This is a genomic window from Sphingomonas sp. EU05-FHT14C10, assembly GCF_058790595.1.
Map to the genome: position 1 here is coordinate 49515 of NZ_JBYTEN010000021.1, position 23401 is coordinate 72915.

Here is a 23401-nt window from a genome sequence, read left to right on the forward strand (position 1 = left end):
TCGGGCCGGTGGCATCGAAGCCTCTTTTCCTTTTCGCTTTGTTAGCGAAAAGGGGGGAGAGAAGGCCTTCGACGGGCTCAGGCCGAACGGAGTGGCGGATGGCGATCGACCTCAGGGATTATGAGAAAGGCGAGAAGTATGACGGCGACTATGCCGTCGCGCTCGCCGAGGTGCAGGAACGACTGGCGCGCATCCAGGTCGCCTATATCGTCCACAAGCGTCGCGCGATCGTGATGCTCGAGGGCTGGGATGCCGCCGGCAAGGGCGGGATCATCCAGCGCCTCACCGCCAAATGGGATCCGCGCTATTGCGAGGTGTGGCCGGTCGGTGCGCCGTCGCCCGAGGAGAAGGACAAGCATTTCCTCTGGCGTTTCTGGACCCGTATTCCGGGCAGCAGCGAGATCAACGTCTTCGACCGAAGCTGGTATGGCCGCGTCCTCGTCGAGCGCGTCGAGGGCTTCTGCACCGAGGCCGAATGGAAGCGCGGCTATGACGAGATCAACGAGTTCGAGGCGCAGCAGAAGGAAAACGGGACCACGCTGGTCAAGCTGTTCGTCCACATCACCCAGAAGGAACAGGACGAGCGATTCCTCCACCGCTTCGGCGACCCGTGGAAGCGCTGGAAGACCGGCGCCGAGGATTATCGTAATCGCGCCCGCCGCGCCGATTATCTGAAGGCGATGCACGACATGTTCGAGCAGACCAACACGCGCTGGGCACCCTGGCACGTGATCGACGGCAACAACAAGAAGGCGGCGCGCATCGCCGCCCTCAACCTGATCGCCGAACGCCTCGAAAAAGGCGTCGACATGCGCCCGCCGCCCTGCGACCCCGAACTCGAACGGCTGGTGAAGGATAATCTGGGGTAGGGAGCGCCGCCGTGCTCCTGCGAAGGCAGGAGCCCAGTGGGGCGAGGTTCGGTGATTGGGACTCCTGGGCTCCTGCTTTCGCAGGAGCACGGCTGTTTCCTTGGCCGTTGTCCCGCATCACCCGTCATTGCGAGCGCGGCGAAGCAATCCAGACGATGGCAGGCATCGCGCCGCTGGATTGCCGCGCTGCGCTCGCAATGACGGGGTATGAATCAGGCCGGATATTCGATCCCCATGACCTCATATTCGCGTTCGCCCCCCGGCAGCATGATGCGGCGCAGATCGCCGACGCGCCCGCCGCGCAGCGCGCGTGCGATGGGGGAATCCCATCCGACGCGGCCGGCGCCTGCATCGGCCTCGTCATTGCCGACGATGGTGACGGTGCGATGGCTGTCGTCCTCGTCGGCGATGGTCACGGTCGCGCCGAAGAAGATGCGGCTCTTGTCGGGCTGGGCGGCGGGATCGACGATCTTGGCCGCCTTCATCTTGCGCGACAGGCGATCGAGCGTGCGATCGATCTCGCGCAGCCTTTTGCGGCCGTAGATATAGTCGCCATTCTCCGATCGGTCGCCATTGCCCGCCGCCCAGCTGATCGTCTCGACAAGCTGCGGCCGTTCGACCGTGAACAGCGCGTCATATTCCGCCCGCATCGCCGCATAGCCGGCGGGGGTGATGTAATTGGGCCTGTCGAGCGTCAAAGTTTCACAGCCCGCCCGACGCGCCCTTGCCGAGATAATAGGAGAGCGGCGCATTGGCCGCCTGCCGTTGCCGCCCCGGGTTGAGGGTGTCGTAGACGACGGCGTTTTCCAGCACGCGCTGCACATAGTTGCGCGTCTCGGAAAAGGGGATCTTCTCGATCCACAATGTCCAGTCCACCGACGAATCGCGCGGGTCGCCATTCGCCCTGATCCATTTGTTCACATTGCCCTGGCCGGCATTGTAGGCGGCGACGGCAAGAGGATAGCTGCCCCCGAAATAGTCGAGCAGCCGCTGGAAATGCGCCGAGCCGAGCTGGATGTTATAGCCGCTGTCCTTGGTCAGCGCCGTCGCGTCGAAGCCGACGCCGATCTTGCCCGCCGTCTCGCGCGCGGTCGCGGGCATGAGCTGCATCAGCCCGCGTGCGCCGGCATGGCTCACGATCTCGCGATCGAACTGGCTTTCCTGCCGCGCGATGGCGTGGATCATCGTCCATGACGGCTGGTTGGCCGGGGGCACCGGCACCTGCGGGAAGCCGACGAGCACATAATCGCTGCGCCCGTCGTTGCGCTGCGCGCGCGCGACCATCACGGCAAGGTCGGGCCGGCCGATCCCGCGCGACAGATCGTCGGCAAGCGCATGTTCGGTCGGGCTTTCGACGCTGGTCGCAATAGTGCGGACGAACTGGGTCTGATCCTGCCAGCGCCCGTTCATGCCCAGCCAGCGCACGGCCTGAACGATCTCGCGATTGAGGAAGGCCTGGCGCTCGGCCGGCGTCGGCCGTTCGGCGGCGAGCGCAGGGGGCGCGGGGACCGGCCGGCCCAGCCGCTCGAGCGCGAGCTGGCCGTAAAACTGGTCGGCGAAGGCGGCGGCCTGGGTGAAATAGGGCAGGGGATCGCGCCCGGCGGCCTGTGCGGCGCGCCCCGCCCAATAATAGCCCTTGGTCCGCGACTGCGGCGATTTGGCGCCGTCGGCATAGCGCTGGAACAGGCCGATCGCATCGGCGGGACGGTTGAGATCGGCAAAGGCGATCATTCCCGCGCGCCAGACGAGGCTCGTATAATCGTCGCGCACGCCATAGGGCTGGTCGCGCACGATCGTGCCGGCGGGCAGCGCATCGTCGACCTGCCGGCCGATGTTCCACGCGGTCAGATATTGCCCGCTATCCTGCGCCTCGCGCGTGAAGGACAGCAAGGTTTCATACCATTTCTCGGGATCGGCCGGCCGCGTCGTCAGCCGGCGCGGCGCGGCGAGCAGGGCCTGCGCCTCGGCGGTGCGGCCGGTGGCGCGGAGCCACAGCGCGCGATCGGCGACATAGCCTGCGTCGCTCATCCCCACGGCCTGCGTCTGCGCGACGAGCATCTCGGCATCGGGCGCGCGCGTGCGCATCGCGAGGCGCGCGGCGAACAGGTCGCGCCTGTTCAGCGAGACGAGCTGGAGCTGGCGCTGCGCCGCCGTGGTCGAATTGGCCCACAGCAGCCGGTCCATCCGCTCGTCCTGATCGGCGGGCGTGAAATAGCTGCCGAAAGCCGCGAGCAGGCGCCCTTCGTCGAGCGTGGAAAGCGATCCCGATGTCCACGCCTTGCGTGCGGCGGCTTGGGCTTCGTCATTGCGGCCGAGGGCGGCGAGCGCGTCGGCATAGCGCGCCTGGCCGACATTCGTCAGCGGCGGGAAACGGTCGAAGAAGCCCGCGACCTGACGCGGTTCCATCACATCGGGGTTGAGCGCGCGTTCGGCGGCGCGGCGCATCGCGCCTTCGCCCGGCCAGCCGGGATGCACGGTCAGGAAGGTCGCATAGTCGGAAAAGGCGAACGAATCGCTCTGCCGCAGCCGGTCCCACTCGGCGATCGCCTGCGCGATCCGGGGTGAGGGCGGGGGCAGCGGCGTCATCGTCTGCTGCGCGGCGACGGGCTGGAGCGTGGGGGGCGAAGGGGCGGCGAGCAGGAGCGCCATCAATGAAACACGAACGAGCATGCTGGACAGCCTGCCCCTCGGCTCCTTATCTGGCGATGAACGAACAGACCGCCTCATATGCGCACTATGCCGCATGGAGGTTAAGAAGTGAAGGATTCTCGTGATGTTTTCCGGGTCCATTCCGGCCCTGTTGACGCCGTTTCGCGACGGGGCGGTCGATGAGGCAGGCTATGCCGCGCTGATCGACTGGCAGATCGCGCAGGGCAGCAGCGGGCTCGTGCCGTGCGGGACGACCGGCGAAAGCGCGACGCTGAACAATGACGAGCACCACCGCCTGATCGCGCTGTGCATCAGGACGGCGGCAGGGCGCGTGCCCGTGATCGCGGGCTGCGGATCGAACGACACGATGACCGCGCTCGATCATATGCGCTTCGCCAAGGCCGAGGGTGCGGATGCCGCGCTGCTCGTCGCGCCTTATTACAACAGACCCAATCAGGACGGGCTTTACGCCCATTTCGCCTTTCTTGCCGAGAAGTGCGACCTGCCGATCATCCTCTACAACGTTCCCGCGCGCACGGTGACGGACATCTCGGTCGACACGCTCGGCCGCCTTGCGCAGATCCCGACGATCGTCGGCGTCAAGGATGCGACGGGCGTCGCCGGCCGCGTCACGGCGCAGCGCATCGCCTGCGGCGCCGATTTCTGCCAGCTTTCGGGCAATGACGACATGGCGCTGGGCTTCATGGCGATGGGCGGGCGCGGCTGCATCTCGGTCACCGCCAATGTCGCGCCGCGCCTGTGCGCCGAATTCCAGTCGGCCTGCCTTTCGGGCGACTGGGAAGTCGCGCGCGAGCTTCAGGACAGGCTCTATCCGCTCCACGATGCGCTGTTCGCCGACGCCTCGCCCGGCCCGGTCAAATATGCGCTCAACCGCATCAAGCCCGAGTTCAGCGCCGAGCTGCGCCTGCCGATGACACCGCCTTCGGCTGCCGCGCGTGCGCGCGTCGACAAGGCGCTGGAGATTGCCGGGCTTATCTGATGGCGCGTCCCAAACCCGCAACGTTCGAAAAAGTGAAGATCGCGGCCGAGAATCGGCGCGCGCGGCACGAATATTTCCTCGAGGATTTCTACGAGGCCGGCATCGCCCTGACCGGCACCGAAGTGAAATCGCTGCGCTTCGGCGAGGGATCGATCGCGGAAAGCTATGCCGAGCTGAAGGACGACGAGGTCTGGCTGATCAACGCCAACGTCCCCGAGTTCAGCCACGGCAACCGCTTCAATCACGAGCCCAAGCGTCCGCGCAAGCTGCTGCTCCACGAGCGCGAGATCAACAAGCTGAGGAACGCCGTCCAGCGCGAGGGGATGACGCTCATCCCGCTGTCCATCTACTTCAACCCGCGCGGCCGCGCGAAGGTCGAGCTCGCGCTCGCCAAGGGCAAGAAGATGCACGACAAGCGCGCAACCGAGAAGGAGCGCGACTGGAAACGCGAGCAGTCACGCCTGCTGAGGGACCGTGGCTAGGAGTAAGACCTGGGCGGCGGACAAGATCCGCGCCATGCTCCCCACGCGCGAGGAGATGGAGGCCAATCGCTGGCTGCGCCCGGTCGCGCACCTGCTGCTTCGCCCTGCATTGTGGCGTTTTACGCGCCGGTCGGTGCCACGCGCGATCGGGCTGGGGCTGTTCATCGGCATCCTCGTGATGGTCCCGGTCATCCAGCCGCTGAGCGCCGCGCTGCTCGCCATTCCCCTGCGTGCCAACGTCCCGCTTTCGGCGGGTACGACGCTGCTCAGCAACCCGGTGACGACGCCCTTCCTTGTCATCGCCGCCTTGTGGGTGGGCAGCAACGTGTTCGGCGTTCATGCCGATCCGCACACGATGATGACCATGATGCGCGACGGCGTGCCGCTCAGCGAATGGATCGACTGGCTGCTTTCGGCGGCGGCGCCTGCGCTGCTCGCCGGGCTCGTGACCATCGCGACGGTGGCGGGCATCGTCGGTTATGCGCTGTCGGCGCTGTTCTGGCGGCTGTGGATTGCGGCCAAGTGGCGGTCGCGCGCGCATCATCATCACCGGGGGTGAAACGGTCGCGCGCCTCGGCTAGGGTCTTCTGATGGCGACGGTGCCGAAGACATCGCAGATCGCGGGGGGCGCGAACGAAATGGGCGTGCCGCGCGCGACGGCGCTGCTCACGCTGGTCGCCGGCGGCCTGTCCGCGCTCGTCATTCTCTGGGCGCTCGACAGCTTGGCTGCCGCCGCCGGCTTCTTCGCGGCCTTCGTCGCGGCGATGGCGCTGATCTTCCTCTATCGCCAGCTTTATCCGCGCGAGACCACGGCCGCCGACGCCAATGACTGGTCGCTGGTGCGCGAGGCGGCGGACAGCGATTCGATCGCCGTCGCGGTCACCGATCGTGCCGGCCGGCTCGTCTGCGCCAACGACCTGTTCGGTGTCTGGTTCGGCGGTTTCGCGACGCCGCCCGCGCTGCCCGTCGGCGAAGCCGGCATCGCGCGGCTGACCGAGGCTGCGCGCGCCGCCTGGCGCGACGGTAGCGGCCGTGCCGACCGCATCTCTCGCGATACGATCCAGCTGCAGACCGAGGTCGTGCGCGGCGGCCGTGCCGAGGATCATCTGATCTGGCGCTTCCGCCCCGCGCTGAGCCTCGATCTGGTTGCCGAGGCGCGGCGACTGGTGAGCGGCGCGGGCGGCGACCGGCTGGGCGAATCCGGGATCATGGCGGCGCTGCTCGGTGCGGAGGGGCGGATCAAGTCGGCCAACCGCGCCTTCATGCGCCGCGCCACGGGCCGCAACGAGGCCGTGCTCGAGGGGCGCGACTTCATCTCGCTGCTCGCCATCGACAAGCAGGGGCTGGTGCGTTTCGACCGCGACGGCGAGGCGGGCACGCCGGTGCGCCTGCTTCAGGTGCCGCTGGAGGGCGAGGATACGCGCGTCACCACGCTCGTCTTCCTGATCGATGATGATCAGGCCGGCCGCGCGCCCGATGACGGCAGCGCCTTCAGCCATCTCCAGACGCTGCTGCCGATGCTGCCTTTCGGGCTTGCGCTCGCCGATCGCGAGGGGCGCTTCCTGTTGATCAACAACGCCTTCCTGAAGGCTGCGGGGATGAACGAGGGGCCGCCGCCCGTCTATCCCGGCGATCTGGTGGTGCGCGAGGACAAGGCGGCGCTGGCCGATGCCGTGCGCCGTTTCGCATCGGGCCAGCAGCATTCGGGCGACATCGCGGTGCGGCTGCGCGTGCGCCCCGAGGAAACCGTGCCGATCTCGATCGCCGGCGCGCGCGGGCTGGGCGAAGTCGCCGTGCTGCTCAGCATGAAGGACACGGGCGAGGAGACCAAGCTCAAGCGCCAGGTCGCGCAGGCGACCAAGATGCAGGCGGTCGGCCAGCTCGCCGGCGGCGTCGCGCATGATTTCAACAATATTCTGACCGCGATCATCGGCCATTGCGACCTGATGCTGATGCGCCATACGCCGGGCGACAGCGACTATGACGACATCCAGCAGATCAAGGCCAATTCCAACCGCGCGGCGAGCCTGACGCGCCAGCTGCTTGCCTTCTCGCGCCAGCAGACGCTGCGCCCGCAGGTGCTCCAGCTTCCCGACGTGGTGTCGGACGTGTTCAACCTGCTCAAGCGCCTGCTGGGCGAGACGATCCCGATCGAGGTCAAGCACGGCCGCAACCTGGCGCCCGTCCGCGCCGATCCGGGCCAGCTCGAACAGGTGATCGTCAATCTCGCGGTCAATGCGCGCGACGCGATGCTCGCCAAGGAGGACGGCGACGGCGGCGGCAAGCTGACCATCCAGACCTACGCCGTCTCGGCCGCCGAGGCGCGGCGGGTGAACAGCGAGATCATGCCCGAGGGCGAATATACCGCGCTGCGCGTGACCGATACCGGCACCGGCATCCCGCCCGAGGTGATGTCGAAGATCTTCGAGCCCTTCTTCACCACCAAGGAAGTGGGCAAGGGCACGGGGCTGGGCCTGTCGACCGTCTATGGCATCGTCAAGCAGTCGGGCGGCTTCATCTTCGCCGAATCGAAGATGGGGGTGGGGACGAGCTTCGCCATCTACCTGCCCGTCCACCGCGCCGAGGCGGGGGAGACCAAGGCCCCGGTGCGCGAGCGCGAGCGCCAGACCGAGCTGTGGGGCAGCGGCACCGTTCTGCTCGTCGAGGACGAGGATATGGTGCGCGCCGTCGCCGAACGCGCGCTCACTCGCCATGGCTACAAGGTCATCACGGCGGCGAATGGCGAGGAGGCGCTCGAGCGGCTCGAGGAGAGCGCCGCGATCGATCTGCTCGTGTCCGACGTGGTGATGCCGACGATGGACGGCCCGACGATGGCGCGCCACGCCCGCGCGCGGAACCCGGAGCTGCCGATCTTGTTCATGTCGGGCTATGCCGAGGAACAGTTGCGCAAATCCATCGATCTCGATGGCATCGGCTTCCTGCCCAAACCCTTCTCGGTGCAGCAGCTTGCCGAGGCAGTGCGTGGCGTGCTCGCGCCCAAATAGCGGGCGGGGCGGGCGGCTTCGGCTTCCGTTCCAGCCGGATAGGCGCTAGGTGCGGGCGGAATGAGCGAGCAAGCGAACCGCCCCACGATCCTGATCGTCGAGGACGAACCGATCATCGCCATGATGATCGAGGATTATCTGGACGAGCTTGGCTATGCCGCCGCCGGCAGCGCCGACAGCGTCGCCGCGGCGCTCGCGCTGGTCGCGGAAGGGGGCTGCGACGCGGCTATCCTCGACGTGCATCTGAGCGGGGGCGAGCCGGCGTGGCCGGTCGCCGACGCCCTGGTCGCGGCCGGCATTCCCTTCGTGCTTGCGACAGGCGGGCAGACGGCGCCGCCGCCGGCCGCGCATGCCGATGCGCCGGCGCTGTCCAAGCCCTATACGATCGACGCGCTCGGCGCGGCGCTGGACGATCTGCTGGCGCGCGCCTGACATCTTTTTGTTCCACTCTTGTTCTTATGGAACAAATCATATACACGGGCCTTCAGGAGCGTTGATCGGGACGCGCCGTCCATCTACGAGGGAGCCCGGCCATGGCGGCACAGCTTAAGGTCATAGACAGCGGAACTGCGGGGAATATGGACAGGCAGAAGGCACTCGAGGCGGCGCTCGCACAGATCGACCGCGCATTCGGCAAGGGCTCGGCGATGAAGCTGGGCAGCAAGGAAACGATGCAGATCGAGGCGATCTCCACGGGATCGCTGGGGCTCGACATCGCGCTCGGCATCGGCGGCCTGCCGCGCGGCCGCATCATCGAGGTTTACGGGCCCGAAAGCTCGGGCAAGACGACGCTGGCGCTCCACGCCATCGCCGAGGCGCAGAAGACGGGCGGCACCGCCGCCTTCATCGACGCCGAACATGCGCTCGATCCCGTCTATGCCAAGAAGCTGGGCGTCAACATCGACGAACTGATCGTCTCGCAGCCCGACACGGGCGAACAGGCGCTGGAGATCGCCGACACGCTGGTGCGCTCCAACGCGATCGACGTGCTGGTGATCGACTCAGTCGCGGCGCTCGTCCCGCGTGCGGAAATCGAAGGCGAGATGGGCGACAGCCATGTCGGCCTGCAGGCGCGCCTCATGTCGCAGGCGCTGCGCAAGATCACCGGATCGATCAGCCGGTCGCGCTGCATGGTGATCTTCATCAACCAGATCCGCATGAAGATCGGCGTGATGTACGGCAACCCGGAGACGACGACGGGTGGCAACGCGCTCAAATTCTACGCTTCGGTCCGCCTCGACATCCGCCGCACCGGCCAGATCAAGGATCGCGACGATATCGTCGGCAACGCCACGCGCGTGAAGGTTGTGAAGAACAAGGTCGCCCCGCCGTTCAAGCAGGTCGAATTCGACATCATGTATGGCGAAGGCATCTCGAAGGTCGGCGAGATTCTCGATCTCGGCGTCAAGGCCGGGCTGGTCGAGAAGTCGGGCGCCTGGTTCTCCTACGATTCGATCCGCATCGGCCAGGGGCGCGAGAACGCCAAGACCTATCTGCGCGAAAATCCCGAGGTGATGGACAGGCTCGAAAAGGCGATCCGCAGCCAGACCGAGCGCGTCGCCGAGGAAATGATGACAGGATCCGGCGCGGACGATGACGACGCCGACCTCTGAGGCGCCGAAGCCCGACGACGGTCGGGCGCCGGACACAGGGGAAAGCGGCGTCCTGCGCGCCAAGCACCCGGGGCCCGCCGACTTGGTTCGGCGGGCCTCTTTGCATTCTGGCGGGATCGGCGGACGGCGCGTGAGCCTGTCAACTTTGTCAACTTCGCCCCGTCATTGCGAGGAGGCGGAGCCGACGACGCAATCCAGGAATATTCGACATCGAACTGGATTGCTTCGCTGCGCTCGCAATGACGGGAGCGGGCCGCATCAAAAGGGCCTTGCTCTGGACAGTCACTGAAGCAGCGCGGACAATCGGCCGCGACAATCATCGGAGAGGCCCATGACGATCATCGTCCATCATCTCGAAAACAGCCGGTCGCAGCGCGTGCTGTGGATGCTCGAGGAACTGGAGCTTCCCTATGAGGTGAAGCGTTACGAGCGCGATCCCAGGACGATGCTCGCGCCGCCCGCGCTCCGCAAAGTCCATCCGCTCGGCAAGTCCCCGGTGATCGAGGATGGCGAATGGGTGATCGCCGAAACAGGGGCGATCGTCGAATATCTGGTCGAGAAGGCCAATGGCCGCCTTGGGCCCGCGCCGCACCGGCCGACGATCCTGCGCTATCGCCAGTTCCTTCACTATGCCGAAGGGTCGCTGATGCCGCCGCTGCTGGTGATGCTCGTCATCAACCGGCTGGGGTTGCTCGGCCGCCCGGCGCGCTCGCGCATCCAGGCGATGCTCGACCAGCATCTCGACTATCTCGAACGCGAGCTGGCCGAGCGCGACTGGTTCGCGGGCGACGATTTCACCGCCGCCGACGTGATGATGAGCTTCCCGCTCGAAGCCGCGCGCGGCCGCGCCGGGCTCGACTCACGCCGCCCGCGCCTTACCGGCTGGCTCGACCGTATCCATGCGCGCCCTGCCTATCAGGCCGCGCTCGAACGCGGCGGGCCTTATGCCTATGCGTGAAGGCTGAGTTGCGCGTCGTCATTGCGAGGCGGCGGAGCCGACGACGCAATCCAGCCTGACGCCGGGCATCGTTCTGGATTGCTTCGCTTCGCTCGCAATGACGGAGCGTGTCAGGGGTGGCGGTGCGAGGGCGCGTGCGGCGGCTCGATCTCGGCGGGCTCGCGCGGATCGAGATTGCCTTCCCAGCGCGCGATGACGGTGCTCGCCACCGCATTGCCGATCACGTTGGTCGCCGTCCGCCCCATATCGAGGAAATGATCGACGGCGAGGATCAGCAGCAGCCCCGCCTCGGGAATCTTGAACAGCGAGAGCGTGGCAGCGATCACGACAAGGCTGGCGCGCGGGACCCCGGCGACGCCTTTCGACGTCACCATCAGCACCAGCAGCATCGTGATTTCCTGCGTCAGGTTGAGGTGGATGCCATAGGCCTGCGCGATGAAGATCGTCGCGAAGGTCATGTACATCATCGACCCGTCGAGGTTGAACGAATAGCCGAGCGGCAGCACGAAGCTGGCGATCTTGGGCGGCACGCCGAAGCGATCGAGCGCCTCCAGCGTGCGCGGATAGGCGGCCTCCGACGACGCGGTCGAAAAGGCGATGAGCAGCGGCTCGCGGATATAGCGGATGAGCAGGCCAGTCCGCTTGCCGACGATCAGGAAGCAGGCGCCGAGCAGCACCGCCCACAGGATGATGAGGCCGAGGTAGAAGCTGCCCATGAAATAGGCGAGGTCGCCGAGGATCGCGGGGCCGCGCTCGGCGATCGTGCCGCTCACCGCCGCGAACACCGCGAAGGGCGCGAAACGCATCACATAGGATGTGATCTGGAGCATGACGGCGACCAGCGCCTCGATCGCGCCGACCAGCGGCTTCGCCTTTTCGCCGACCGCGGTGATCGCGACGCCGACGAACAGCGAGAAGATCACGATCTGGAGGATCTCGTTGGTCGCCATCGCCTCGATCATCGAGGCGGGGAAGATGTGGGTGACGAAATCCTTGAGGTCGAACCCGGCCTGATTGACGCCGCTCGTCGCCGTCACCGGGGGCAGCGGGAAATCGAGCCCGATGCCGGGCTTGAGCAGGTTGACCAGGATCAGGCCGAGGGTGAGCGAGACGAGGCTGGCGCTGACGAACCACAGCAAGGCGCGCGCGCCGACGCGGCCGAGCGCGGCGGTGTCGCCCATATGGACGATGCCGACGACCAGCGTCGAGAAGACCAGCGGCGCGATGATCATCTTGATCAGGCGCAGGAAGATGGTGGTGATGATTGAGAAATAGCCGGCGACCCTTTCCAGCGTCGCATGCTGCGCGGGGGTCGCGTCGCCGATCGACGCGTTGACGATCCAGCCGACGATGATGCCGAGCACGAGCCCGGCCAGAATATAATAGGTCAGGCGCTTGGCCACGAACGGTCCCCATCCAGTGTTCGCCCCAACAAGGCGATTGTCGCCGCTGGGTCAACCCGCCCATTGCGTGCGCACGCACGGGGTGGCAGCGTCGCCGCCCGTTGAGCGTGGGGAATGAATGTCGATGCAGGGGGACGGGATGAGGCAAGGTTTCAGGCTCGGGCGACGCGAATTGCTCGCCGGCGGCGCGGCGCTTGGCGCATCGCTGGCGCTGCCACTTGCCGCCTTCGCCGCCGATATCGACACGAGTGACCTGCAGTCGATGACCGGCGACGTTAAGCCGATCGATGCCGCCGAGCGCGCGCGGCGCATCGCCCGCGCGCAGAAGCTGATGGCCGACAACGGCCTCTCCGCGATCCTGATCGAGCCGGGATCGTCGATGATCTATTTCTCCAACATCCGCTGGTGGCGATCGGAACGGCTGACTGCCTTGCTGATCCCGGTCGAGGGGCGCCCGGTGGTCGTCACCCCCTTCTTCGAGGAGCCTTCGGTCCGCGAATCGCTCGGCATCGATGCGGAGGTGCGCGTCTGGCAGGAGGATGAAAGCCCGATCGCGCTGCTCGCCGGGGCGTTGCGCGATCGCAAGCTCGCCAGGGGCAGGATCGGCGTCGAGGAAACCGTGCGCTTCTTCGCCGCGGACGGGCTGGCGCGCGCGCTCCCCGGCGTCGAGATCGTCAGCGCCAATCCGGTCGTGCGCGGCTGCCGGATGATCAAGACCGCGCCCGAGATCGCCCTGATGCAGAAGGCGGCGGATATCACCGTCGCCGCGTTTCGCTGGACATGGCCGCGCGTGAAGGAAGGCATGACCCCGGGCGAGATCGATGCGCTGATCGGCGCGGCGACGCGCAAGCTGGGCGGCGATTATGACGGCGGGCTGATCCTGCTCGGCGAGGCGGCGGCCTATCCCCACGGCAGCCACAAGCCCCAGCATGTCCGCGAGGGTGAGGTGGTGCTGTTCGATTGCGGCTGCACGGTCGAGGGCTATGCCTCGGATATCTCGCGCAGCTTCGTACCCGGCATGGCCCCCGATCCGGTGCGCAAGGTCTGGGATCAGGTGCATGAGGGGCAGCAGATCGCCTTCCGCACCGCGCAGGTCGGCACGCCGGCGGGCGCGGTCGACGATGCGGTCCGCACCTATTACGAGAAGCTCGGCTACGGTCCGCGCTACAAGCTGCCCGGCACGCCGCACCGCACCGGTCACGGGATTGGGATGGACGGGCACGAGCCGGTCAATTTCGTCCATGGCGAAACCACGCCGCTGGCGCCCGGCATGTGCTTTTCCGACGAACCGGGGCTTTATCTGCCCGGCAGCTTCGGCGTGCGCCTGGAGGATTGCATCCACATCACCGAAGCGGGGCCGCGTTGGTTCTCGGTGCCGCCGCCCTCGATCGACAAGCCGTTCGGGTGAATATCGCCGCGTTTCGCTTGAGCAAAAGCCCGCGCGCCCCTAGATCGCACTCATGAGCTCGACCAACGATATCCGCCGTTCCTTCCTCGACTATTTCGAGGGCGAAGGCCATGCGCGCGTTCCGTCCGCGCCGCTGGTGCCGCACAACGATCCGACGCTGATGTTCGTCAACGCCGGCATGGTGCCCTTCAAGAACGTCTTCACCGGGCTGGAGACGCGGCCATACGTCACCGCCACCTCGTCGCAAAAGTGCGTGCGCGCGGGCGGGAAGCATAATGATCTCGACAATGTCGGCTATACGGCGCGGCATCACACCTTCTTCGAGATGCTCGGCAATTTCTCGTTCGGCGACTATTTCAAGGAACGCGCGATCGCCCTCGCGTGGAACCTCGTCACGCGCGAGTGGGGCATTGCGCCCGACCGGCTGACCGTCACCGTCTATCATACCGACGACGAGGCGTTCGACCTGTGGAAGAAGATCGCCGGGCTTCCCGAAAGCCGGATCATCCGTATCGCGACCAAGGATAATTTCTGGGCGATGGGCGACAGCGGCCCGTGCGGCCCCTGCTCGGAAATCTTCTACGATCATGGCGACCACATTTTTGGCGGCCCCCCGGGCAGCGCCGACGAGGATGGCGATCGCTTCACCGAGATCTGGAATCTCGTCTTCATGCAATATGAGCAGGAAGCGAACGAGATCGTGCGCGATCTGCCGCGCCCCTCGATCGATACCGGCATGGGGCTGGAACGCGTTGCCGCCGTCCTCCAGGGCGTCCACGACAATTACGACACCGATACGTTCAAGGCGCTGATCGCGGCGAGCGGCGCGCTGACCGCCACCGCGACCGACGGCGACCACAAGGCGAGCCACCGGGTGATCGCCGATCATCTGCGTTCGTCGGGCTTCCTCGTCGCCGATGGCGTGCTGCCGGCCAACGAAGGGCGCGGCTATGTGCTTCGCCGCATCATGCGCCGCGCAATGCGCCATGCGCACCTGCTGGGTGCCAAGGATCCGCTGATGCACCGGCTGGTGCCGGCGCTGATCGCCGAGATGGGCGTCGCCTATCCCGAGCTGATCCGCGCCCAGCCGCTGATCGAGGCCACCTTGCTTCAGGAGGAAACGCGCTTCCGCCAGACGCTCGCCAACGGCCTGCGCCTGCTCGACGAGGCGACGGGCGCGATGAAGACCGGCGACGTGCTGCCCGGCGGTACCGCGTTCAAGCTCTACGACACGTTCGGCTTCCCCTACGACCTGACCGAGGATGCGCTGCGCGCGCAGGGCTTTGGCGTCGATCGCGCGGGCTTCGATGCGGCGATGGCCGAGCAGAAGGCGGCGGCGCGCGCCGCGTGGAAGGGATCGGGCGCCAAGGCTTCCGAAGATGTCTGGTTCGACATCGCCGAGGAACAGGGCGGCACCGAATTCACCGGCTATGTCTCGAGCGAAGGCGAAGGGCAGGTTGTCGCGATCGTCAAGGACGGCGCGCGCGTCGACAGCGCCGACGCCGGTGATTCGGTCGTTATCCTCACCAACCAGACGCCCTTCTACGGCGAATCGGGCGGCCAGATGGGCGACAGCGGCGTCATCGACAATGACGGCGGGCTGCGTATCGTCGTCGAGGATACGTCGAAGCCGCTCGGCCGGCTCCACGCGCACCAGGGCAGGATCGAGGCGGGCACCGTCCGCGTCGGCGACACGGTTCATCTGGCGATCGACAAGGTCCGCCGCGCCCAGCTTCGCGCCAATCACAGCGCCACGCACCTGCTTCATCGCGCGCTTCGCGAGCGGCTTGGCGGGCATGTGACGCAGAAGGGCAGCCTCGTCGCGCCCGATCGCCTGCGTTTCGACTTCTCGCACCCCTCGGCGCTGACGCCCGAGCAGATCGCGGCGGTAGAGGCCGACGTGAACGCGCAGATCCGCAGCAACGAAGCGGTGACGACGCGGCTGATGACGCCTGATGCGGCGGTCGAGGCCGGCGCGCTCGCGCTGTTCGGCGAGAAATATGGCGACGAGGTGCGCGTGCTTTCGATGGGCGTCGAAGGCGACGATCCCTATTCGGTCGAGCTGTGCGGCGGCACCCATGTCAACGCGCTCGGCGATATCGCGCTGTTCAAGATCATCTCGGAAAGCGCGGTGTCGAGCGGCGTGCGCCGGATCGAGGCGCTGACCGGCGAGGCGGCGCGCAACTGGTTGAACGCGCGCGACGAACGGCTGCGCGAGGCGGCGGCGACGCTCAAGGCATCGCCGGATGAGGTTCCCGCGCGCGTCGCCGCGCTGATCGAGGATCGTAAGCGGCTCGAACGCGAGCTGGCCGAGGCGAAGAAGGCTGCGGCGCTGGGCGGCGGCAAGGCCGATGCGGCTGCACCCGAGCAGATTGGCGGCCACGGCTTCATCGGTCAGATCGTCGAGGGACTCGATCCCAAGGGGCTGCGCGGCGCGGTCGACGAATTGAAGGCGCGCGTCGGATCGGGCGTGGTCGCGCTGATCGCGGTCAATGACGGCCGCGCCTCGGTTGCGGTCGGCGTCACCGACGACCTGAAGGGCGGGCGTGACGCCGTTTTGCTGCTGCGCTGCGCGGTCGCCGTGCTGGGCGGGCAGGGCGGCGGCGGCCGCCCCGACATGGCGCAGGGCGGCGGACCGGACGGGGCCAAAGCGGCCGAAGCCATCGCCGTCATCCGCGCCGCGCTGGAAGCCGAGGCCGTCGCCGCCTGAGCTGGTTTTCGTGGCCCCGGGGCTAGCGAGCGGAAGAAAACGTCGTCATTGCGAGCGCAGCGACGCAATCCAGCCCGGCGTCGAACATCTTCTGGATTGCTTCGCTGCGCTCGCAATGACGGGATAGGCTAGGCCTCCAGATCGCGGAGCCGCGTGCGCGACAGCTTGGGCGCGTGATCGAGGTTGGCGGATTCCTTCATCGTCTGGCGCAGATCGTCGCGCATCTGGTGGATCGAGGCGATGAGCGGCCCCATCGCGACGCCCAGTTCGACAAGGACGGTTTCCGAAAGCTGCAGCGACGCCTCGAGCGTTTCTGGGACCGCATCGGTCGCGCCGGCCTTGTAGAGCTGCGCGGCATGATCGGTATCGCGGGCGCGCGAGACGATGGTCAGCCCGGGCACCCAGCCGCGCACCTTGCGGACGATGCGCGCCGACAGCGCAGGCTGATCCATGGTGAGGACGAGCGCGTCGGCGCGACCCAGGTTCAGCTTGTCGAGCAATTCGGGGCGCGAGACGTCGCCGAAGAGGATCGGATAGCCCTCGCGCCGCGCCTGCGCGACGACATCGACATCGGCCTCGACCGCGATGAACTTCTTGCCGTGGCTGCGAAGCATGTCGGCAACCATCCGCCCGACGCGGCCGAAGCCGAGGATCACGGTGCCCGGCGCATCGTGAATGTCGGGCAGTACCTCGGTGTCCGGCTCGTCCTTCAACTCGATCCGGCGCGAGACATCGCGGCCGATGCGCGCGAGCAGCGGCGTGATCGTGAGGCCGATCGCAGTCACGACCTGCCAGAAATTGGCGTCGGCAGGGTTGATGAGGCCGCCCTGCGTCGCGACGCCGAGCACGATGAGCGTGGTTTCCGAGGGCGAGGCCATCAGCACCGCCGTTTCGATCGCGACGCCGCGCCGCGCACCGCTGATCCTCAACAGCGCCGCCGTTACCGCCGACTTGACGATCACCACGCCGATCACCGCCGCCGTCATCTGCGCCGCATGGTCGATCAGGAAGCGCAGATCGATGCTCATCCCGACGGTGATCAGGAAAACACCGAGCGCCAGTCCCTTGAATGGCGCGGTCGTGATCTCGACCTCGTCATGATATTCGGTCTCGGCGATCAGGATGCCGGCGAGCAGCGCGCCGACGATGGGGGACAGGCCCGTTGCCGACGTGACCGTGCTGGCGACGATGACGACGAGCAGGCTGGTCGCGAGGAACAGCTCGGGGCTCTTGGTCCGCGCCGCCTGGCCGAAGATCCGCGGCAGCAGCAGCCGTCCTGCGACGAGCATCACGACGATCGCGATGCCGCTCATCCACAATGTCTTGACCAGCGCGTCGACTCCGCCGGTGGTATTGGGGGCGATCGCGCCGAGGCCGAAGATGATCGGCACGAGCGCCAGATCCTCGAACAGCAGCATCGCGAAGGCGAGTCGGCCGACCGGGCCAGCGGTGCCGACGATGGGAAGCACCAGCGCCGTCGAGGACAGCGAAAGCGCAAGGCCAAGCCCCGTCGCCCCCGTCCAGCTGATCCCGAAGAAGGTGATGAGGATGATCGCGATGATCAGCGCCGACCCGATCAGTTCGGCGGCGCCGACGCCGAACACCTGCGCGCGCATCGACCAGAGGCGCTGGAAGGACAGTTCCAGCCCGATCGAGAAGAGCAGCAGGACGATGCCCAGTTCAGCGAAACCCTCGATCGAATGCGGGTCGCTGATCGTGAAATAATAGAGCCAGGGCGCTTGCGCGACCAGCGATCCCAAGCCCATCGGCCCGGCGAGCACGCCGACGAGGATGAACCCGATGACCGGATTGATGCGGAAACGCGCGAATGTCGGGATGACGAGTCCCGCCGCGCCGAGAATGACGAGTGCGTCGCTGAATGCCGGTGTGCTGATCGAAAGGGCCATGGCTACTCTATGGCCGAGGCGGAACGATCAAGGCCACCCCCGCGGCATAAAAAATACCGGCCCCGAAATATATCGGGGCCGGCACATGCTGTTTGGATCAGAGGATTACTTCCAGCTGCCCATCGCGGTTTCGAGGTTGAGGCGGATCGCCTCGAAGAACTGCTCGGTGGTCATCCACGCCTGATCGGGGCCGATGAGGATCGCGAGATCCTTGGTCATCTGGCCCTGCTCGACCGTCTCGATGCACACGCGCTCGAGCGTTTCGGCGAAGCGCACGACTTCGGGCGTGTCGTCGAAGCGGCCGCGATATTTGAGGCCGCCGGTCCAGGCGAAGATCGACGCGATCGGGTTGGTCGAGGTCGCCTTGCCCTGCTGGTGCTGGCGATAGTGGCGCGTGACCGTGCCGTGCGCGGCCTCGGCCTCCACGGTCTTGCCGTCGGGGCTGAGCAGCACCGAGGTCATCAGGCCAAGCGAGCCGAAGCCCTGCGCGACCTGATCCGACTGCACATCGCCGTCGTAATTCTTGCACGCCCACACGAACTTGCCGCTCCACTTGAGCGCGGAAGCGACCATGTCGTCGATCAGGCGGTGCTCATAGACGATGCCGACCTTCTCGAACTGCGCCTTGAACTCATTCTGGTAGATCTCGGCGAACAGATCCTTGAAGCGGCCGTCATAGGCCTTGAGGATCGTGTTCTTGGTCGAGAGATAGACCGGCCATTCGCGCAGAAGGCCGTAGTTGAGCGAGGCGCGCGCGAAATCGCGGATCGAATCGTCGAGATTGTACATGGCCAGCGCCACGCCCGACGACGGATATTGGAACACTTCCTCGTCGATCACCGTGCCGTCGTCGCCCTCGAACACGAGGCGCAGCTTGCCCGGGCCGGGGACGCGGAAATCGGTGGCGCGATACTGGTCGCCGAAGGCGTGGCGGCCGACGACGATCGGATCGGTCCAGCCCGGCACGAGGCGGGGGACGTTGTCGATCACGATCGGCTCGCGGAAGACGACGCCGCCCAGGATGTTGCGGATCGTGCCGTTGGGCGACTTCCACATCTTCTTGAGGCCGAATTCCTCGACGCGGGCTTCGTCCGGTGTGATCGTGGCGCACTTCACGCCGACGCCGAACTCCTTGATCGCGCGCGCGGAATCGACGGTGACCTTGTCGTCGGTCCGGTCGCGCTCTTCCATGCCCAGATCATAGTAGCGAAGATCGATGTCGAGATAAGGCAGGATCAGCCGTTCGCGGATCCACTGCCAGATGATGCGCGTCATTTCGTCGCCATCAAGTTCGACGACCGGGTTCTTCACCTTGATCTTTGCCATGAGCCTCGGGCTTTCATTCTGGGGAGGTTTCGCGACGCTCCTAAGGAATGACTGCACGGGGATCAACCGGGGCACGTTGTCTATGCGCGCATCGCCGCGTAAAGGGGGCATCATGTCATCGCTAGACAAGCCTTCGGTCACCAGCCCGGCCGTCAAATGGCGCTTTCCTTCGGTTCATCCGGAGGGGCGCAAGTTCATCCTCATCGCGGCCGCGATCTGCGCGCTCTTCGCCTTTCTGGGCTGGAGCGTGCTGGCTTGGCCGATGGCGGGCATCACCCTGTGGGTGGCCGCCTTCTTCCGCGATCCCGTGCGTGCCGTGCCGCAGGGCGACGACCTGATCGTCGCGCCCGCCGACGGGCTGGTCACGCTGATCCAGGCGGTGCCGCCGCCGCGCGAGATGGCAGGCGATCCGGGGCTGGGCGAAGGGCCGCTGGTCCGCGTCTCGATCTTCATGAGCGTGTTCGACGTGCATGTGAACCGCAGCCCGATCGCGGGCACGATCCGCGCCATCGCCTATATCCCCGGCAAGTTCGTCAATGCCGATCTCGACAAGGCGAGCGAGGATAATGAGCGCCAGCATATCCTGGTCGAACGCAGCGACGGGCTGCGCATCGGCTTCACCCAGATCGCCGGGCTGGTCGCGCGGCGTATCGTGCCTTTCGTCAAGCCCGGCGACGTGGTGACGGCGGGCGAGCGTGTCGGCCTCATCCGCTTCGGCAGCCGCGTCGACGTCTATCTTCCGGCGGGCACCGCGCCGCGCGTCGCGCTCGGCCAGCGCACCGTGGCGGGGGAGACCGTGCTTGCGGTGATCGGGAACGACCATAGCGCCGTCGCGGTCCAGCAGTGAGCGCGGCGTGAAGCAGGCGCCGATCGATCGGCCGCGCCGCGGCATCCCCCTGCGCGCCGTCGCCCCCAATGCCGTCACCGCGCTGGCCTTGTGCACCGGCCTCACCGGCGTGCGCTTCGCGATCGGCGGCGATTGGGAGAAGGCGGTCGCTGCCGTGGTCGTCGCGGGCATACTCGACGGCATGGATGGGCGCATCGCGCGGATGCTGAAAGGCGAAAGCCGTTTCGGCGCCGAGCTCGATTCGCTGTCGGACGTCGTGGCGTTCGGCGTCGCGCCGTCGGTGATCCTGTTCCTCTGGTCGCTCCAGAACGTGCCGCAGTTCGGCTGGGTGATCGCGCTGATGCACGCCGCCTGCTGCGCGCTGCGCCTCGCGCGCTTCAACGCCCAGATCGATGCGACCGAGCAGCCGCACAAGTCGGCCGGCTTCCTCACCGGCGTTCCGGCGCCGAGCGGGGCAGGGCTGGCGCTGCTCCCCATCTTCCTGTGGCTGGCGACGGGGCTGGACGTTCTGCGCTCGCCGCTGGTCACGGCCCCCTGGATGGCGCTGATCGCCTTCCTGATGATCTCCAGCGTCGCGACCTATAGCTGGACGTCGCTCCGGCTCCGGCGGAACATCCGCTTCGAGGCGCTAGCGCTGGTCGCCTTGCTGGGCGCCGCCTTGCTCAGCGCGCCCTGGGCGACGCTCAGCGCGATCTCGATCGCCTATATCGCCTCGATCCCGTTCAGCATCCGCAGCTATGCCCGCGTCAGGCGGCTGCGCGCAGCGTCGCAGCCGGCCTAGCCCGGCTGACGACCGCTGCGCGGGGACGGGCGACGCGGGGCTGCAACGTCATCTCGGGCGCCGGGGCTGCCATCATCCCGCCCGAACGGAGCAGCGCGAATATGCGCGAACCTTCGCTCGCAAAGCTGTGCGCAAGAACCGCGACGGCGGCAAAGAATGCGGCGACGAACATCATGAACGAAAGAATGGCGAGCATCGGAACCCCCGGTTTCCTGTGATGCGGCTATTATTGTTCTCTATTTGTTCTTATGTCAAGCGAGGGGTGATATTCTGCCCGCCTTGAGCGAAGGTCGTGCTGGGAATCCGGTTCCTGTATAGTGGAGTCTGATGAGGACGGGGGCGGCGGCATGGATGATCTTCGTAAGAGTGAGCGTGGGGGTAAAACGGCTTACCTTCACATGGGGGCATGGTATGATCAGCAAACGGGTCATATCCATTTGGCCTTACCTCGGTCGGGCTGGTTTCACACAACTGTTAACGCCGAGGAAGGCAGCGTTCGCTGCCATAAAAATCTATACAATAAACTGGCTCGTGCTCTCCGGGCGGCTGGCGTGCCTGCGCCAGCCGAGGAGGTTTCCAATAGCGAGTAGTATTGTCGGCGGCTGAAACATCTCCTTTGGTATCGTTGCATTAAGGGCGGCGGCTACCGCGTTGTAACGATCCTGCCACGCCGCCCTTGATTTTCGGCCGCGAAGTCGCTAGCTGCGCCGCCATTCCGCATGGAAGGCGCACATACCGGTGCCGGGCATCGCCTGGTCACTGCCTTCCAGAGGTTCAACCGGGTAAGGAGAATACACCATGGCGGTTCCCACCGTCTCCCTGCAGGCGTTGCTCGAAGCGGGCGCGCATTTCGGCCACCAGACGCATCGCTGGAACCCGAAGATGAAGCCCTACATCTTCGGCGACCGCAACGGCATCCACATCCTCGACCTGTCGCAGACCGTGCCGCTCTTCGCGCGCGCGCTCGACTTCGTGTCGCAGACCGTGGGCGCTGGCGGCAAGGTGCTGTTCGTTGGCACCAAGCGTCAGGCTCAGGAGCCGATCGCCGAGGCCGCGCGTCGCGCCGGCCAGCACTATGTCAACCATCGCTGGCTGGGCGGCATGCTCACCAACTGGAAGACCATCAGCAACTCGATCAAGCGCTTCAAGGCGCTTGAGGAGCAGCTGGCGGGCGACACGCACGGCCTCACCAAGAAGGAAGTGCTCCAGCTCACCCGCGAGCGCGACAAGTTCGAGCTTTCGCTGGGCGGCATCCGCGACATGGGCGGCATCCCGGACGTGATGTTCGTGATCGACGCCAACAAGGAAGAGCTGGCGATCAAGGAAGCCAACACGCTTGGCATCCCCGTCGTCGCCATCCTCGACTCGAACGTCAGCCCCGACGGCATCGCGTTCCCGATTCCGGCGAACGACGACGCCAGCCGTGCCATCCGCCTCTATTGCGATGCGATCGCCCAGGCGGCGACGCGTGGCAACCAGGGTGCCCAGGCTTCGCGCGGCGTCGATCTCGGCGCGCTCGACGAGCCGGTTGCCGAGGAAGCGCTGGCCGAGACTGCTGCGGACGCCTGAGGCGTTCGCACGACCGTAACATTGGGCGGGCAGGGCGCTGGCGACGGCGTCCGGCCCGCCGACCCATAAGCGAAAGGATCAGATCATGGCGGAGATCACTGCCGCGATTGTCAAGGAACTGCGCGAGCGCACCGGCGCCGGCATGATGGACTGCAAGAAGGCGCTGGGCGAAGTCGCGGGCGACATGGAAGCCGCGATCGACTGGCTGCGCACCAAGGGTCTTGCCGCCGCCGCCAAGAAGTCGAGCCGCACCGCGGCCGAAGGCCTGGTCGGCGTTACCGTCTCCGGCACCAAGGGCGCTGCGGTCGAAGTCAACAGCGAGACCGATTTCGTCGCCAAGAACGAGCAGTTCCAGGCGTTCGTCCGCGACGTGACGCAGATCGCGCTCACCACCGGCGACGACATCGATGCGCTCAAGGTCGCCCAGATGCCGCAGGGCGGCAGCGTGGCCGACGTGCTGACCAACAACATCGCGACGATCGGCGAGCAGCAGGCCCTGCGCCGCGCGCGCACGGTCGAAGTGACCGAAGGCGCCGTCGTCTCCTACGTCCACAACGCCGCCGCGCCGGGCCTTGGCAAGATCGGCGTGCTCGTGGCGCTGGAGAGCAAGGCCCCGGCCGCGACGCTCGAAGGCCTCGGCAAGCAGATCGCGATGCACATCGCGGCCGCCAGCCCGCAGGCGCTTCACGCCGAGGGTCTGGATCCGGTGGTGATCGAGCGCGAGCGCGCGATCGCGGCCGAGAAGGCTGCCGAATCGGGCAAGCCCGCCAACATCGTCGAGAAGATGGTCGAAGGCGCGTGATCGGCTCGCGCGGCGGCGTCGGCGCTTCGTCGGTCGCCGCGTCGCTCGCCTGGCTGTTCGGCGACAAGCACG

General features: G+C 66.6%; 19 protein-coding genes and 1 pseudogene. 14 read left to right on the forward strand and 6 right to left on the reverse strand.

Features of this window, described 5'->3' with window-relative positions; all coding sequences use genetic code 11:
- Positions 1-98 precede the first annotated feature (98 nt).
- Positions 99-869, forward strand: a complete 771-nt coding sequence (locus AC3WT0_RS16645; protein WP_492754568.1) for a polyphosphate kinase 2 family protein — start codon at positions 99-101, stop codon at positions 867-869.
- Positions 870-1081: 212 nt separating this feature from the next.
- Here the strand turns inward: AC3WT0_RS16645 and greB are convergent, their stop codons facing one another.
- Together greB and AC3WT0_RS16655 are read right to left on the reverse strand one after the other, a co-directional pair.
- Positions 1082-1567, reverse strand: a complete 486-nt coding sequence (gene greB / locus AC3WT0_RS16650) for a transcription elongation factor GreB (RefSeq protein WP_492754569.1) — start codon at positions 1565-1567, stop codon at positions 1082-1084.
- A gap of 4 nt (positions 1568-1571) precedes the next feature.
- Positions 1572-3539 carry a lytic transglycosylase domain-containing protein gene (locus AC3WT0_RS16655; RefSeq protein ID WP_492754570.1) on the reverse strand — a complete coding sequence of 656 codons (1968 nt, stop codon included), beginning with the start codon at positions 3537-3539 and terminating at the stop codon, positions 1572-1574.
- 103 nt (positions 3540-3642) lie between these two features.
- On the opposite strand from AC3WT0_RS16655, the gene dapA reads away from it, so the two are divergent.
- The 7 genes from dapA (at position 3643) to AC3WT0_RS16690 (ending at position 10576) form a co-directional block, all read left to right on the forward strand.
- Complete coding sequence (gene dapA, locus AC3WT0_RS16660) at positions 3643-4518, forward strand: 4-hydroxy-tetrahydrodipicolinate synthase (protein ID WP_492754571.1); 876 nt, start codon at positions 3643-3645, stop codon at positions 4516-4518.
- Complete coding sequence (gene smpB, locus AC3WT0_RS16665; RefSeq protein ID WP_492754572.1) at positions 4518-5000, forward strand: SsrA-binding protein SmpB; 483 nt, start codon at positions 4518-4520, stop codon at positions 4998-5000. Before dapA ends, smpB begins: the two co-directional genes overlap by 1 nt.
- Positions 4993-5559: a DUF2062 domain-containing protein gene (locus AC3WT0_RS16670; RefSeq protein WP_492754573.1), complete on the forward strand. Its 567-nt coding sequence runs from the start codon at positions 4993-4995 to the stop codon at positions 5557-5559. The genes smpB and AC3WT0_RS16670 overlap by 8 nt, the downstream gene beginning before the upstream one ends.
- A 31-nt stretch (positions 5560-5590) precedes the next feature.
- Complete coding sequence (locus AC3WT0_RS16675) at positions 5591-8005, forward strand: hybrid sensor histidine kinase/response regulator (RefSeq protein ID WP_492754574.1); 2415 nt, start codon at positions 5591-5593, stop codon at positions 8003-8005.
- A gap of 60 nt (positions 8006-8065) precedes the next feature.
- Positions 8066-8437 (forward strand): response regulator, encoded by a 372-nt coding sequence (locus tag AC3WT0_RS16680; protein ID WP_492754575.1) that lies wholly within the window; start codon positions 8066-8068, stop codon positions 8435-8437.
- A gap of 101 nt (positions 8438-8538) precedes the next feature.
- A complete protein-coding gene (gene recA / locus AC3WT0_RS16685) occupies positions 8539-9618 on the forward strand; it encodes a recombinase RecA (protein ID WP_492754576.1) in 1080 nt (359 codons plus the stop codon).
- A gap of 331 nt (positions 9619-9949) precedes the next feature.
- Entirely contained in the window at positions 9950-10576 is a 627-nt protein-coding gene (locus tag AC3WT0_RS16690; protein ID WP_492754577.1) for a glutathione S-transferase family protein, read from the forward strand.
- A 110-nt stretch (positions 10577-10686) separates the two neighbouring features.
- On the opposite strand, the gene AC3WT0_RS16695 is transcribed toward AC3WT0_RS16690, so the two are convergent.
- Positions 10687-11979 carry a dicarboxylate/amino acid:cation symporter gene (locus AC3WT0_RS16695; RefSeq protein WP_492754578.1) on the reverse strand — a complete coding sequence of 431 codons (1293 nt, stop codon included), beginning with the start codon at positions 11977-11979 and terminating at the stop codon, positions 10687-10689.
- Between the two features lie 139 nt (positions 11980-12118).
- Between AC3WT0_RS16695 and AC3WT0_RS16700 the strand changes: the two genes are divergently transcribed.
- Positions 12119-13387, forward strand: a complete 1269-nt coding sequence (locus tag AC3WT0_RS16700) for a M24 family metallopeptidase (protein WP_492754579.1) — start codon at positions 12119-12121, stop codon at positions 13385-13387.
- Between the two features lie 52 nt (positions 13388-13439).
- Positions 13440-16097, forward strand: a complete 2658-nt coding sequence (gene alaS, locus AC3WT0_RS16705; RefSeq protein ID WP_492754580.1) for an alanine--tRNA ligase — start codon at positions 13440-13442, stop codon at positions 16095-16097.
- A gap of 128 nt (positions 16098-16225) precedes the next feature.
- Here alaS and AC3WT0_RS16710 read toward each other — a convergent pair whose 3' ends face one another.
- Both AC3WT0_RS16710 and AC3WT0_RS16715 read right to left on the reverse strand, forming a co-directional pair.
- Complete coding sequence (locus tag AC3WT0_RS16710; RefSeq protein ID WP_492754581.1) at positions 16226-18004, reverse strand: cation:proton antiporter domain-containing protein; 1779 nt, start codon at positions 18002-18004, stop codon at positions 16226-16228.
- A 105-nt stretch (positions 18005-18109) separates the two neighbouring features.
- Positions 18110-19330, reverse strand: a complete 1221-nt coding sequence (locus tag AC3WT0_RS16715; RefSeq protein WP_492754582.1) for an NADP-dependent isocitrate dehydrogenase — start codon at positions 19328-19330, stop codon at positions 18110-18112.
- 112 nt (positions 19331-19442) lie between these two features.
- Between AC3WT0_RS16715 and AC3WT0_RS16720 the strand changes: the two genes are divergently transcribed.
- Together AC3WT0_RS16720 and AC3WT0_RS16725 are read left to right on the forward strand one after the other, a co-directional pair.
- Entirely contained in the window at positions 19443-20177 is a 735-nt protein-coding gene (locus tag AC3WT0_RS16720; RefSeq protein ID WP_492754583.1) for a phosphatidylserine decarboxylase, read from the forward strand.
- Between the two features lie 7 nt (positions 20178-20184).
- The gene (locus AC3WT0_RS16725; RefSeq protein WP_492754584.1) at positions 20185-20958 is read left to right on the forward strand and encodes a CDP-alcohol phosphatidyltransferase family protein; all 774 of its coding nucleotides are present in this window, start codon (positions 20185-20187) and stop codon (positions 20956-20958) included.
- Here AC3WT0_RS16725 and AC3WT0_RS16730 read toward each other — a convergent pair.
- A complete protein-coding gene (locus tag AC3WT0_RS16730) occupies positions 20924-21154 on the reverse strand; it encodes a hypothetical protein (RefSeq protein ID WP_492754585.1) in 231 nt (76 codons plus the stop codon). The genes AC3WT0_RS16725 and AC3WT0_RS16730 overlap by 35 nt on opposite strands.
- A gap of 602 nt (positions 21155-21756) precedes the next feature.
- Here AC3WT0_RS16730 and rpsB point away from each other — a divergent pair.
- Together rpsB and tsf are read left to right on the forward strand one after the other, a co-directional pair.
- The gene (rpsB, locus tag AC3WT0_RS16735) at positions 21757-22527 is read left to right on the forward strand and encodes a 30S ribosomal protein S2 (RefSeq protein WP_492754586.1); all 771 of its coding nucleotides are present in this window, start codon (positions 21757-21759) and stop codon (positions 22525-22527) included.
- Positions 22528-22612: 85 nt separating this feature from the next.
- Positions 22613-23326, forward strand: a pseudogene (gene tsf, locus AC3WT0_RS16740) (translation elongation factor Ts); the annotation flags it as partial.
- Between the last annotated feature and the right edge of the window lie 75 nt (positions 23327-23401).